This is a genomic window from Amorphus coralli DSM 19760 (assembly GCF_000374525.1).
Classification (GTDB): Bacteria; Pseudomonadota; Alphaproteobacteria; order Rhizobiales; family Amorphaceae; genus Amorphus; species Amorphus coralli.
The window spans coordinates 493,404-506,272 of record NZ_KB894570.1 but is presented as its reverse complement, the minus strand read 5'-3'; the positions used below and the strand labels follow the sequence as shown (position 1 = coordinate 506,272).

Here is a 12,869-nt window from a genome sequence, read left to right as displayed (position 1 = left end):
GCCTGTTGACGGGAGCCAGGAATGCCGACCGAAATTCTGATGCCGGCGCTCTCGCCCACGATGGAAGAGGGAAAGCTCGCCAAGTGGGTGAAGAAGGAAGGCGATAGCGTCGCAGCCGGCGACGTGATCGCGGAGATTGAGACCGACAAGGCCACCATGGAGGTCGAGGCGGTCGATGAGGGGACGCTCGGCAAGATCCTGGTGGACGAGGGCACCGAGGGCGTCAAGGTAAATTCGCCGATCGCGCTGCTGCTGGAAGAGGGCGAGGACGAAAGCGCCCTGGACAAGGCCGCCTCGTCGCAGGTGAAGGAGGACGACAGCAACGCCTCCGAACCGCCGGCCGACGACGGCAAGGACGAGGCGCCGAAGGCCGCCGATGAGGCGCCGAAGGTCCCGGCCGCGCCGGCATCCGGCCCCGGGCCTGCTGAAAAGACCTGGACCCAGGACGATCCGGAGATTCCCGAGGGCACCAAGATGGTGTCCGTCACGGTGCGCGAGGCGCTCCGTGACGCCATGGCCGAGGAGATGCGCCGTGACGGCGACGTCTATGTCATGGGCGAGGAGGTCGCCGAGTACCAGGGCGCCTACAAGATCACGCAAGGGCTGCTCGACGAGTTCGGCGCCAGGCGGGTGGTCGACACGCCGATCACCGAGCACGGCTTCACCGGTCTCGGCGTTGGCGCGGGTTTCGCCGGCCTCAAGCCGATCGTGGAGTTCATGACCTTCAATTTCGCCATGCAGGCGATCGATCAGATCATCAACTCCGCCGCCAAGACCCACTACATGTCCGGCGGCCTAATCGGCTGTTCGATCGTCTTCCGGGGACCGAATGGCGCCGCGGCGCGCGTGGCCGCCCAGCACTCCCAGGATTATGCATCCTGGTATGCCCATGTGCCTGGCCTCCGCGTGATCCAGCCCTATTCGGCTGCCGACGCGAAGGGGCTTCTCAAGGCGGCGATCCGGGACCCGAATCCGGTGGTCTTCCTGGAGAACGAGATCCTCTACGGGCACACGTTCGAGATTCCCGACGTGGATGATTTCGTGGTGCCCATCGGCAAGGCGAAGATCGAGCGCAAGGGCTCCGACGTAACCATCGTCTCGTTCGGTATCGGCATGACCTACGCCATGCAGGCCGCCGACGAACTCGCCAAGATGGGCATCGAGGCAGAAGTGGTGAACCTGCGCACCATCCGCCCGATGGACATCGAGACGGTGGTGGAATCGGTCAAGAAGACCAACCGGTGCGTTACCGTGGAGGAGGGCTGGCCGGTCTGCTCGATCGGCTCGGAGATCTCCGCGCGGATGATGGAGATGGCCTTCGATCATCTCGATGCGCCGGTCCTCAGGGTCACCGGCAAGGACGTGCCGATGCCCTACGCCGCCAATCTCGAAAAGCTCGCCTTGCCGACGGTCGCGGAAGTGATCGAGGCAGTGAAAGCTGTCACCTACACGGCCTGATAGGCTCCGGGAGACGACGCGCCATGCCGACACCGATCCTCATGCCCGCCCTGTCGCCGACGATGGAGGCCGGCAATCTTGCCAAATGGCACGTGAAGGAGGGCGACACCGTCTCGGCCGGCGACGTCGTCGCCGAGATCGAGACCGACAAGGCCACGATGGAAGTAGAGGCGGTGGATGAAGGCACCGTCGGCAAGATCCTTGTTGCCGAAGGCACCGCCGACGTGCCGGTGAATCAGCCCATCGCCATGCTTCTGGAAGAGGGCGAGGACGCGAGCGCCCTGGACAATGCCGATACCTCCGCGCCAAAGGCGGAGAAGAGCGGCAACGGCGACGCCAAGAAGGAGGCCGCTCCCGCCGAGGACAAGGCGCCTGCCAAGGAAAGCGCTCCTGCCGCGCCGGAAAAGGCACAGGCTCCGGCCGCGGGCGAGGGGACGACGCCCTCCATGCCGCCCGCCGCGCCGAAGGCGAACGGCGACGGCCGCGTCTTCTCCTCGCCGCTGGCGCGCCGGCTCGCCGACGAAAACGGCATCGACATCGCCGCGCTTTCCGGCTCCGGTCCGCACGGCCGCGTGGTCAAGCGCGACGTCGAGGAGGCGATGGAGAAGGGCGTTCCGGCCGCAGCCGAGAAGGGCGCCGTGTCCGACAAGGCTGCCGGCAAGGCCGCTGCCGCAAGCGACAAGGCCCCGAGTGCACCCGCCGTGGGCGCCGGCATGACCGACGACCAGATCCGCGCCATGTACGAGGAGGGGACTTACACCGAGCTTCCCCACGACGGCATGCGCAAGACCATCGCGCGCCGCCTGACCGAGGCGAAGCAGACCGTCCCGCACTTCTACCTGACCGTCGACGTGGAGCTGGACGCGCTCCTGAAGCTGCGGGGCGAGCTCAATGCCGCTGCGCCGAAGGACAAGGACGGCAACCCGGCCTACAAGCTCTCCGTCAACGACTTCGTCATCAAGGCGATGGCCAAGGCCCTGGCGGCGGTCCCGATGGCGAACGCCACCTACACGTCCACCGCACGGCTGCTGCACGAGCATGTGGACGTGGGCGTGGCGGTATCGATCCCCGACGGGCTTATCACGCCAGTGATCCGCCAGGCGGATGCCAAGCCGCTCTCCGTCATCTCCAACGAGATGAAGGACCTCGCCAAGCGCGCTCGCGACAAGAAGCTGAAGCCGGAAGAGTATCAGGGCGGCACCACGGCCGTGTCGAACCTCGGCATGTTCGGTATCCGCGAGTTCGCCGCGGTGATCAACCCGCCCCAGAGCACGATCCTAGCGGTCGGGCAGGGCGAGCAGCGGCCGGTCATCAAGGACGGCGCGGTGGCCATCGCTACGGTGATGACGGCGACGCTGTCGGTCGACCACCGGGCGGTCGACGGCGCGCTCGGGGCGGAGCTTCTCGCCGCCTTCAAGCCGCTGATCGAGAACCCGATGGCGATGCTGGTCTGAGGCAGGACATCACGGCGCGGCGGATCGGAGCACGAAGAACCGCCATGCCGTCGATCAGAGCTGCCCAGCCCAGCGATGCGGAGCCGCTTGCCCGCCTGATCGACATGGCGGGCGAGGGCATCCCGAGCTACTTCTGGACATTCTCGGCCGAACCGCACCTTGGTCCGTTCGAGGTCGGCCGTCGCCGCGTGGAGCGGCCGGGCGGTCATTTCTCCTACCGTAACGCGCATGTCGTCGACGTCGACGGGGCCGTCGTCGCCATGATGCTCGGCTATCCGCAGGAATCGATCCAGGAGAAGGCGGCTGTTCGCGATCTGCCCGCCTTCGTGCAGCCGCTCCTCGATCTCGAACGGCAGACCCTGGGGACGTGGTATCTGAACGCGCTCGCCACGCTCCCGCCGGAGCGCGGCAGGGGCCACGCCGGCTTGCTGCTTGCATTGTCGGCGCAACTGGCCGCCGACAACGGGCTCGACACCGTCACCCTCATCGTGAACAGCACCAACAATGCCGCGCGGAGCCTGTACGCGGCCTGCGGGTTCGAGACGGTCGATCGGCGCCCCGTCGAGCCCATGCCCGGCAATCGCCAGAGAGATGGCGACTGGCTGCTCCTCTCACGCCGCCTCGTTCATCGCCGCGCCGGCGACGATCTGCAGGTCGCTCCTACCCCTTGATCGACGCCGCGGCCGCCGCGTAGCCGCCCTGGGCCCCATCCACGAAGTGGAAATGGGTGTCGGAGTGGATCGAGGGAACGAAACAGGTCATCACCGCCGACTCCTGCCTGAGGAGGCCGAAATCGAGTGTGCCGGCGTCGCGCGCCGCGCGAAGAATGCCCTCCACCCGAGTGACCGTGTCCGGTGCGCAGTCAACGGTCATGCGGATGCCATCCTGGTACTTGCGGAAGTCGGCGTTGAGGGCTGTGTAACGGCGATAATGGACCGGATCGAAATCGCCCAGATTGCGCTTCGTCCGATCGAGCACCCAGGCCAGCAGCGAGATGGTCGCGATCTTCGCCTTTTGGGCGGCAAGCGAGCGCTTGCCGCGCGTCGCGCGCGCTTCCAGGTCGAGCCCGGCCGGCGGCCACGCGAACGCGGGTCCTTCATCGGTGACCGGACGGCCGCCGCGTTCGGCGGTTTCCAGAAGGTCGATGAGGGCGTGCACGACGGCCGCAAATGCCGGATCGTTGTCGTCGCCCGATCTCGGCACGGCGAGAATCGTCAGGATCGTGCCGCGTTCCGGAGTCAGGGGTTTCCATCGGCAGGAGAGGCCTTCCAGGTCCGGCCTGGTGCCGGGTTCCGCCATGTGGGCGGGAAAGGCGCCGGCCTTCATCTCTTCTTCGGCCCACGAAACGCCGCCGCCGGAGAACAGCGCGTAGGTCATCGCTTCGGAAGCGGCAAATCGCGCGACGCGGACGTCATGACCGGCACGGCGGATGTCGCCGACGGACACCGTTGCCGTGCGCAGCGTCAGGTCGAGATCCTCCTCCACCCAGCGGGCCGTCGCCGCGAGTGCCTCTTCCACGAGTGCCCGCTCCGATTGCGGCAGGGCCATGGCCGTGCCGTCTCCTCCGAACACGAACGGGAAGTCGGCGTCGCCGTCGCGCGCATTGATGACCGCAGCGATTGCCGCGGCTCCGGCCATGTTCACCGCCTTGTAGTGTCCGTCGCGGATCGCTTCGGTGGACTTCACCACGTCGGTCATGGCCACAAACCAGTCGTCTGGGAGCGGCACGTAGCGCTCAACGTCCGCCACGGACGCGAAATCGCTCAGGAGGGGAAGCGCGACATAGGAGGTGAAGGAACTCGTATTGGACACCTGGCAATTCCTTGCGGGGCCGTTCGGCCGGGTAGAAAGCGGCGGGCTGCGTGCCGGCCAAAGATCGCCGCCGCCTATGGATAGCTTGGTCGGCACGACGCTATGACAAGGTCGGTCAGGCTGGAAATCGATTGCACGTCCTCGGTCGCGGGTGGCCAGCGGAGGAGCAGCAATGCGCCGAACGGGCTCGACAAGGCGGGTCGAAGGGTGCTGAAAGGAAGGGCGGCCGGCGAAGACGGGCCGGGCGTGATGGGAAGCGGCAAGGAGGGCTCGATGGCCGACGGCTATGATGTGATCGTGATCGGAAGTGGCCCTGGCGGTTATGTCACCGCCATCCGTGCAGCTCAGCTCGGCCTGAAGACGGCCATCGTCGAGCGCGAGCACATGGGCGGGATCTGCCTCAACTGGGGCTGCATTCCGACGAAGGCGCTTCTGCGCAGCTCGGAGATCTACTCCCACTTCAATCACGCCAAGGATTTCGGCCTGTCGGCCGACAAGGTCGGCTTCGACATTTCCGCCGTGGTGAAGCGCTCGCGCGCCGTATCGGTGCAACTGAATCAGGGCATCGGCTTCCTGATGAAGAAGAACAAGATCGACGTGATCTGGGGCGAGGCATCGATCCCAAAGGCCGGCGAGGTCAAGGTTTCCAAGCCGAAGAAGAAGGCGATGGAGCCGCAGCCGCCGGCACCGAAGAACACGCTTGGCGAGGGCACCTACAAGGCCAAACACATCATCGTGGCCACCGGTGCGCGGCCGCGCGCGTTGCCCGGAATGGAGCCCGACGGAGAACTGATCTGGACCTATTTCGAGGCCATGGTGCCGAAGGATATGCCGAAGTCGCTCATCGTGGTCGGCTCCGGCGCGATCGGCATCGAGTTCGCCTCCTTCTATCGTTCGCTCGGTGCCGAGGTGACGGTAGTCGAGGTGTTGCCGCAGATCCTGCCGGTCGAGGATGCCGAGATCGCCGCGCACGTGCGCAAGCGGCTCGAAAAGCAGGGCATGACGATCCACACCGAAGCGAAGGTGACCAAGGTCGACAAGAAGTCGGGTGGCGTCACCGCGACGGTGGAAATGAAGGGCGGCAAGACCCAGACGATCTCCGCCGACCGGATGATTTCCGCCGTTGGCGTGGTCGGCAACATCGAGAATCTCGGGCTTGAGGATCTTGGCGTGAAGACCGAGCGCGGCTGTGTCGTCATCGACGAATTCGGCCGGACCAACGTCAAGGGCGTCTACGCCATTGGCGACGTTGCCGGTCCGCCGATGCTCGCTCACAAGGCGGAGCACGAGGGCGTGGTGTGCGTCGAGGCCATCGCCGGCAAGAACCCGCATGCCATGGACAAGCTCAAGATCCCGGGCTGCACCTACTGCCAGCCGCAGGTGGCGTCGGTGGGCCTGACGGAGGCGAAGGCGAAGGAAGCCGGCCGTGAGATCAAGGTCGGCCGCTTCCCGTTCATCGGTAACGGCAAGGCGATCGCGCTCGGCGAGCCCGACGGCCTGGTCAAGACGATCTTCGACGCCAAGACCGGCGAGCTCCTCGGGGCCCACATGGTCGGTGCGGAGGTCACCGAGCTGATCCAGGGCTTCGTCGTGGCGATGAACTGCGAGACGACCGAGGAAGAGCTTATCCACGCGGTCTTCCCGCATCCCACCATCTCGGAAACCATGCACGAGAGCGTTCTGGATGCCTACGATCGCGTGATCCACGTCTGATGCTGCGGGCTGCCTGACGCCCATGGAGCCGGCCGGGGGCGGGTGACGCCTCCGGTGCCTGCCGTGCTATGACTCGCCAATCGGTTGCGACGGGGGAGTGCGGAAATGAGCGTTCTGGTCAGGCTGGTGCAGCTTGCGGCGGCGGTGGTGATCCTTGTCGCGACCTGGATGGCGCTCTATCGGCCGGTTCAGTTCCAGTCCTACTTTCCCCAGCCGGAACTGCAGGCGCCCCAGCCCGATCGGTCCTATTCGCGCGTGGAGGCCGAGGTCCTCGACACCGTCCGCCAGAGCCATGCGGCGCTACAGGACGCCAACGTCGCGATCGAGGCGCTCACCCGGCAGCTGGCCGCGGCGAACGAGGAGATCGAGACCCTGGTTCAGGGCGCGGATCTCGCCGAGGATGCCCGGAACACGGCGCTTTCGATCTCAGAGACCAACGACGGGCTGATCTCGGCAGCCGGCGAGGTCCAGAAAGCGGCGCGGGCGGCTGCCCTTGCTGCCGAAGCCCAGTCGGACCTTGCCGTGCGCGCGGAGGGACGCGACGAGGAGGCCGCCGTCGCAGCCCTCATGCGTGGCCAGGTCGACGGCGAGACCGGGAGTGATGCAGGGGCCGCCGATAACAGCGGGGCGATTGAGCCGCGATGGGGCGTGGTCTTCGGCGCCGAGCTCACCGAGCCCGCCGCAGAGCGCATGCTGGCCCGCGCCACCCAGGACCGGCCGCATCTCGAGGCGCGGCTATATCGGCGCAACGGGTTCTTCCGCGGTGTTCTCGGCTATCCCACGCACGCCGCCGCCATGCAGAGCCTGCCGGACATCCGGGCCCGTGTGAACAGCGATGCATTCGTGGTTTCGCTGGCCCGTTGGTGTCCCCACACGGGCGGGGACGGGGGCGTTGTCCAATGCGGGCCCTAGCGGGGCTGGCAGGGAGGGGCTGAGCGCAATGGTTCTCCCACCGGCAAGCGGAGCGGTCCTGCGCATCCGCATCGACTTCCCCGATCGCCCGTCTCTCGGTCCCGGCAAGGTCCGGCTGCTGGAGACGATCGGTGACGCCGGCTCGATCTCGGCGGCCGCCCGCGATCTCGGGATGTCCTATCGCCGCGCTTGGCTTCTGGTGGAAGAGCTCAATGCCATGTTCGCCGATCCGCTCGTGACGACACAACTTGGCGGCAAGAAGGGCGGGGGTGCCGTGGTGACGGAGGCGGGCCTGCGCGTAATCGCGCAGTATCGTCAGCTGGAAGAGGAGGCCGCGCGGGCAACCGGTCCGCTGCTTCAGGGACTGGAAGGCGAAACCGGCACCTGACGCCCGGCCTGGACGCGATCAGAATGCGCGCGAGATCGAGAATTCGACGACGTCGGCAAGAATGTCGCGCACCGGCGAGGGTGGCACGGCGGCCAGGGCCTTCACGGCCTCGCTGCCGAAGTCACGAGCGCGCTGGATGCTGTCTTCGAGGGCCCCGGTCGCACGCAGCTTCTCGATCGCCGCCTCCAGGTCGCCGTCGCGGATCTCGCCTTTTTCGATGCAACGGGTCCAGAAAGCCTTGTCGTCGTCCGAGCCGCGCTCGTAGGCGAGGATGACCGGCAGCGTTGCCTTGCCTTCGCGGAAATCGTCGCCCGTGTCCTTGCCCAGAACGGCGGCATCGCCGCCATAATCGAGCACGTCATCGACGAGCTGGAAGGCCAGGCCGAGATTCAGCCCATAGAGACGCATCGCCTCCTGCGCCTCCGCGGGCTGCTGCGCTATGACCGGGCCCACTTCGGTGGCGGCGGAGAACAGCGCTGCGGTTTTGGCCTCGATGACGGCCATGTAGTGCGGCTGGCCGTTGGACAGGCTGTTGGCGCCGGACAACTGAAGCACTTCACCTTCTGCAATCACCGCCGAGGCGGTGGAGAGGATGCGCAGGCACTCCAGCGAACCGGTTTCGACCATCATCTTGAAGGCCTGGCCGAGCAGGTAGTCTCCGACCAGAACGCTGGCCTGATTGCCCCAGATGACGCGCGCGGCCGGCTTGCCCCGGCGCACCGCGCTGTCGTCGACGACATCGTCGTGCAGCAGCGTCGCGGTGTGCATGAACTCCACGCTCGCCGCCAGCTTCACGTGATCGTTGCCGGGGTAGTCGAACAGCTTGGCGCTCGCCAGCGTCAGCATGGGCCGCAGTCGCTTGCCGCCCGACGAGACGAGATGGTTGGCGATTTCGGGGATGAGCTCGACCTTCGAGCCGGCCATGTCCAGAATCAAGCCGTTCACCTGATCCATGTCGCTCGACACGACCCGGACGAGGCGCTCGACGCTGCTCTCACCCGGACGCACGTCAGCGGCAACGTTGCCATTCGCCACGCGGAACCATCCTTTCCACTCTCTTTGCGGGGACATTAAGCAGGGCCGGGAAGCTCCCGCAAGCCCGCGGCGCGGATGTGGCCGGCGCGGATTGTTCCCGGCCGCCATGCGGTGCATCGTGCGGAACGCGATGGCAGCGCGCGACTTGTCATCTTGCCGGTCAACCAACCGGCCGGAGCGGACCGCACACCAGACACACGAGGACCACGTGGACGAGCTTCTCAAGACGAACGACATGACCCTGATCGCCTTCGTCGAAGCGCTGTTGAAGGACGCGGAGATCCCCTATCAGGTCTTCGACCAGAACATGTCCGTGATCGAGGGATCGATCGGCATTCTGCCTCGCCGCGTGCTGGTGCCAAGCGACTCCCTGATGGAGGCCCGCACCATCATCACGGACGCTGGTGCCGGAGACAGCCTGCCGCCTGCGCCCGCCGGCTAGGCCATGGACGACGCACCGACATCCGCGCTGCCATCCGGCACGACAATCGACCGGTTTCTGAACGGGCGGTTCACGCTGGTACAGCCGGCACGCGGCGCGCATCGGTGCGGGTCGGACGCCATCCTGCTCGCCGCCATGCTGCCGGATGCGACCGTTGGCCACGTCGTCGATCTCGGGTCGGGACCCGGTGCGGCGGGGGTGGCGATGGCCGTTCGCACGCAGGCACTGGTCACGCTCGTCGACATCGATGCGGATGCTCTGGCGCTCGCAGCCGACAGCCTGACACGTCCCGAGAACCTTTTCATTGCCGGTCGCGTGCAACTTCTGGAGACCGATTTGGCAGGGCCGGTGGCCCCCTTCGAGAAAGCCGGCATCCCGGCTGGATCCGTCGATCACGTACTCGCCAATCCGCCCTTCTTTCGGCCGGGTCATCATCGTCCCGCGCCGGACGAAAACCGGGCGCGCGCGCGCATGCTCGGAGAGGCGGGACTTCATCCATGGATCCGGCGCTCGGCCTCGTTGCTGCGGACCGGCGGCACGCTCAATCTTATTCTGCCGAGCGACCTTCTGGCGGAGGTGATCGCCGAGGCGCAGGGCCGCTTCGGCGCACTCGACATTCTGCCGCTCCATCCTGGCACGGGGCAGGCGGCCGACCGGATCCTGGTGAAGGCCGTGAAGGCGTCGAAAGCCGCCTTGCGCATCATGCCTGGCCTCGTGATGCATGACGCAGATGGCGCCTACAGTGCGCCGGCGAAGCGAATCCTGAGGGACGGCAAGGCACTCCCCTGGCCAGCCCGCAAGGGCTGAGCTTGTCAGATCCCGCCTGGTGCAACCCACCAGTGCGGGTGCGCTGTCGCGATGGCCTTCGCGGCGTTCATCGCCTCGGCTTCGCTCGCGAACAGCCCGAAACAGGTGGCGCCGGAGCCGGACATGCGGGCGAAGCGGCATTCCGGGATGCCGCGCAGAACCGTCAGCACCGAGGCGATCGACGGTGCGATGGTCAGGGCCGGAGGCTCGAGATCGTTGCGCGCGTCCTTGAGCCAGCCGACCAGTGCGTCGAGGTCGGTGAAGCAGGCCGGCAGATCCGGAAGCGGGGCATTCTCGCGCGATTTGAGGGCCCGGAAGACCGCAGGCGTCGAGACGGCCACGCCCGGGTTGATCAGCACGATCCCGGCTGCCGGCAACGCGGGCGTCGGCGTCGTGATGTCCCCGATCCCCTGGGCGCGCAGCGGCCGGCTCTCTAGGCACATGGGCACGTCAGCGCCGAGACCGGTGGCCACCTTGTGCAGGACATGGCCGTTCAGCCTGAGGCCCTGCAGGCGCACCAGCGCCCGGATCGCGGCGGCGGCGTCGGCCGAGCCGCCACCGATACCTGATGCGACCGGCAATTGCTTGTCGAGGTGGAGGGACACACCGCCGCTGGCGCGAGTGGAAGAAAGTGCCCCAACGGCCTGTTCAGCCTTGAGAATCAGGTTCTCGGAATCCGTTGGGCAGTGGTCCGCGAACGGGCCGGACAGCGTCAGCGTCACGCGGCCGTCGACCCGTCTTTCGGCTGTGACCGTATCGCCGATCGAAGCGAACGCCACGAGGCTGTCGAGCAGATGATAGCCATCGGCGCGGCGCCCGACAACGTGCAGCGCGAGATTGACCTTGGCGCGGGCCGTTTCGCAAACGCTGCCGGAGGCCGGCATGACCGGCCTATTCGGCCGGGCCTGTTGCCGCCGGGCCGGCAGCCGCCGCATCGGTCTCGGGCTCACTCAGGCCATTCTCGAGCTTGTCGACGATCGCGGCGAGATCTTCAGGCGTCGGATCGAGATCGCGCGCATGGCTCCACTGGAAGCGGGCTTCCAACTTGCGTCCGACCTGCCAGTAGGCGTCGCCGAGGTGGTCGTTGATGACCGGATCGTCGGAGCGCAGCTCAACGGCCCGCTCCAGCTCGCGCACGGCTTCCTCGTAGCGACCGAGCCGGTAGTAGGCCCAGCCGAGGCTGTCGACGATGTAGCCGTCGTCGGGGCGCTGGCTGACCGCCTTGCGGATCATCTCCAGGCCCTCGTCCAGTTTCATGTGCTTGTCGATCCAGGAATAACCCAGATAGTTCAGCACCAGCGGCTGGTCGGGATAGAGCTCGAGCGCCTGGTGGAAGTCGGCTTCCGCTTCGTCCCAGCGGTCGGTCCGCTCGTTGGTGATGCCGCGGAAATAGTAGAGGGTCCAGTGCTCGCGCACCGGTTCCTCGATGGTGGCGATACCCTTGGCGTAAGCCTCGCGGGAAGCCTCGAAATCCTCCTGGCTGCGCAGCACGTTGCCCAGGGCGACTACCGCGGAGAGGTCGCTCGGGTCGGCCTCGACCAGCGGTTCAAGATGTGCCTTCGCGCCTTCGAAATCGTCGGCTGCGTTCAGGTTCAGCCCAATCTGCACCTGGGCCGCCTCACGCAGCGGTGAGCCTTCCGGAATGAGCTCGTAAACCGACACCGCGTTCTCGTGCTGCTGCATGCTTTCGTAGAGCGATGCGAGCGAAAAGGCGGGCAGGTCCGTATCTGGACCGAGGTGAAGCGCCAGTTGCAGGTAGCTGGCGGCATATTCCTGACCGCCTTCCTGGCCGACAGCCACACCGAGCCCATAAAGGGCTTCGGAGGCCCCGGTCTGCGCGTCCGTGATCTGGGGGGCTATCTCGCTATCGGCCGCAAGCTCGTCCTGCAGCATCTCGACAAGCGGATGATCGCCGCCGGCGTCGACGTAGTCGACAACGATTTGCTTGGCCTCGTCGCCTCGGCCCGAGCGGGCGAGGGCGCGGGCATAGGCATCGAGCACCCGCAGCGCCCGCGGGTCGTTGTCGTAGGAGATCTTAAGCCGCTCCACCGCCTCTTCACTGTTGCCGGCCATGTCGGCGATGAGGGCGGCGTGAAGGTCGGTGAAGGTGCGGAACCAGTCCGGCCCCTCCAGTCCGTCCAGGGTGCTGGTGGCGTCCTCCCATCGCTCCTCGGCGGCGTAGGTCCAGGCCTTCAGAAGCGCGGCGGTGAGTTCGGGAAGCGGTGATCCGCTTTCGAGCGGCGCCAGCGCCTCGCGCGCCTCCTCCGGCTTGTTCTTCGCCAACGCGTCGATGGACAGGGTCAGGGCTGCCAGCTGATTGGAGGGATCGCTTTCAGCCAGGTCGTCGGCGAACTCGACGGCCTCCGGGAGTGCGCCGCTGGCAACCAGCAACATCACGGTGCGGTCGAGCAAGAACTCGTTCTGCGGGTCGGCCGCGAGGGCGCGCTTGTAGAAGGCGGCCGCGGATGCGAGATCCCTCAGATTGCCGGCGTGTCGCGCGGCGAGATAGCTGCCGGACAGCGATTGCAGGCCGGACGTGTCGATCTTTTCGCCAGACGCCGGACCGGTCGCCACTTCCGCCTGCGCGCTGGCGCCCGTGACCCCGAGGGCAAGGACGGCCGCGGCGAGCGCCGTGCGGGAACGGCGGAGCACTCCCGGCGTTTGCTGCAGGGCGGCGAAAGAGGTGAGGGGCATCGGCTGCGACTCGTTCAATTTCATCATTGTCAGCGTGACCGGACGATGGGGCTTTTCAGTGGCCCGTGCAAGGCAACGCGACGGCCGGACGCGGAAAAGCGGGCCTTTCCGACCTCCATTGCACGCGCGGGTCTTGCCTTTGCATCGGCCTCCA

General features: G+C 66.7%; 12 protein-coding genes. 8 read left to right on the top strand and 4 right to left on the bottom strand.

The window, feature by feature from the left end:
• Positions 1 to 21: 21 nt before the first annotated feature.
• Genes C507_RS0102270 through C507_RS20150 form a run of 3 tightly spaced genes read left to right on the top strand, consistent with a single transcriptional unit; the run spans position 22 to position 3,583 of the window.
• Complete coding sequence (locus C507_RS0102270; RefSeq protein ID WP_018698032.1) at positions 22 to 1,458, top strand: pyruvate dehydrogenase complex E1 component subunit beta; 1,437 nt, start codon at positions 22 to 24, stop codon at positions 1,456 to 1,458.
• 23 nt (positions 1,459 to 1,481) lie between these two features.
• Positions 1,482 to 2,912, top strand: coding sequence for a pyruvate dehydrogenase complex dihydrolipoamide acetyltransferase (locus C507_RS0102265; RefSeq protein WP_018698031.1), 1,431 nt, complete (start codon positions 1,482 to 1,484; stop codon positions 2,910 to 2,912).
• A gap of 44 nt (positions 2,913 to 2,956) precedes the next feature.
• Entirely contained in the window at positions 2,957 to 3,583 is a 627-nt protein-coding gene (locus C507_RS20150; protein ID WP_018698030.1) for a GNAT family N-acetyltransferase, read from the top strand.
• Here C507_RS20150 and C507_RS0102255 read toward each other — a convergent pair.
• A complete protein-coding gene (locus C507_RS0102255) occupies positions 3,573 to 4,724 on the bottom strand; it encodes a DUF3095 domain-containing protein (protein WP_018698029.1) in 1,152 nt (383 codons plus the stop codon). The two genes, C507_RS20150 and C507_RS0102255, sit on opposite strands and share 11 nt — an antisense overlap.
• Before the next feature lie 273 nt (positions 4,725 to 4,997).
• Between C507_RS0102255 and lpdA the strand changes: the two genes are divergently transcribed.
• The 3 genes from lpdA to C507_RS0102240 all read left to right on the top strand — a co-directional run bounded on the left by lpdA (position 4,998) and on the right by C507_RS0102240 (position 7,737).
• Positions 4,998 to 6,437, top strand: coding sequence for a dihydrolipoyl dehydrogenase (gene lpdA / locus C507_RS0102250; protein ID WP_026318781.1), 1,440 nt, complete (start codon positions 4,998 to 5,000; stop codon positions 6,435 to 6,437).
• A 105-nt stretch (positions 6,438 to 6,542) separates the two neighbouring features.
• Positions 6,543 to 7,349: a hypothetical protein gene (locus C507_RS0102245; RefSeq protein ID WP_018698027.1), complete on the top strand. Its 807-nt coding sequence runs from the start codon at positions 6,543 to 6,545 to the stop codon at positions 7,347 to 7,349.
• Positions 7,350 to 7,377: 28 nt separating this feature from the next.
• Entirely contained in the window at positions 7,378 to 7,737 is a 360-nt protein-coding gene (locus tag C507_RS0102240) for a winged helix-turn-helix domain-containing protein (protein ID WP_018698026.1), read from the top strand.
• Positions 7,738 to 7,755: 18 nt separating this feature from the next.
• Here C507_RS0102240 and C507_RS0102235 read toward each other — a convergent pair whose 3' ends face one another.
• The gene (locus C507_RS0102235; protein ID WP_245559641.1) at positions 7,756 to 8,691 is read right to left on the bottom strand and encodes a polyprenyl synthetase family protein; all 936 of its coding nucleotides are present in this window, start codon (positions 8,689 to 8,691) and stop codon (positions 7,756 to 7,758) included.
• 289 nt (positions 8,692 to 8,980) lie between these two features.
• Here C507_RS0102235 and C507_RS0102230 point away from each other — a divergent pair, with 289 nt between their 5' ends.
• Positions 8,981 to 9,214, top strand: coding sequence for a putative signal transducing protein (locus C507_RS0102230; protein ID WP_018698024.1), 234 nt, complete (start codon positions 8,981 to 8,983; stop codon positions 9,212 to 9,214).
• 3 nt (positions 9,215 to 9,217) lie between these two features.
• Positions 9,218 to 10,021 carry a tRNA1(Val) (adenine(37)-N6)-methyltransferase gene (locus C507_RS0102225; RefSeq protein WP_018698023.1) on the top strand — a complete coding sequence of 268 codons (804 nt, stop codon included), beginning with the start codon at positions 9,218 to 9,220 and terminating at the stop codon, positions 10,019 to 10,021.
• Positions 10,022 to 10,026: 5 nt separating this feature from the next.
• On the opposite strand, the gene C507_RS0102220 is transcribed toward C507_RS0102225, so the two are convergent.
• Both C507_RS0102220 and C507_RS0102215 read right to left on the bottom strand, forming a co-directional pair.
• Positions 10,027 to 10,905 (bottom strand): 4-(cytidine 5'-diphospho)-2-C-methyl-D-erythritol kinase, encoded by an 879-nt coding sequence (locus tag C507_RS0102220; protein ID WP_026318778.1) that lies wholly within the window; start codon positions 10,903 to 10,905, stop codon positions 10,027 to 10,029.
• A gap of 7 nt (positions 10,906 to 10,912) precedes the next feature.
• Complete coding sequence (locus tag C507_RS0102215; RefSeq protein WP_018698021.1) at positions 10,913 to 12,715, bottom strand: tetratricopeptide repeat protein; 1,803 nt, start codon at positions 12,713 to 12,715, stop codon at positions 10,913 to 10,915.
• Positions 12,716 to 12,869: the final 154 nt, after the last annotated feature.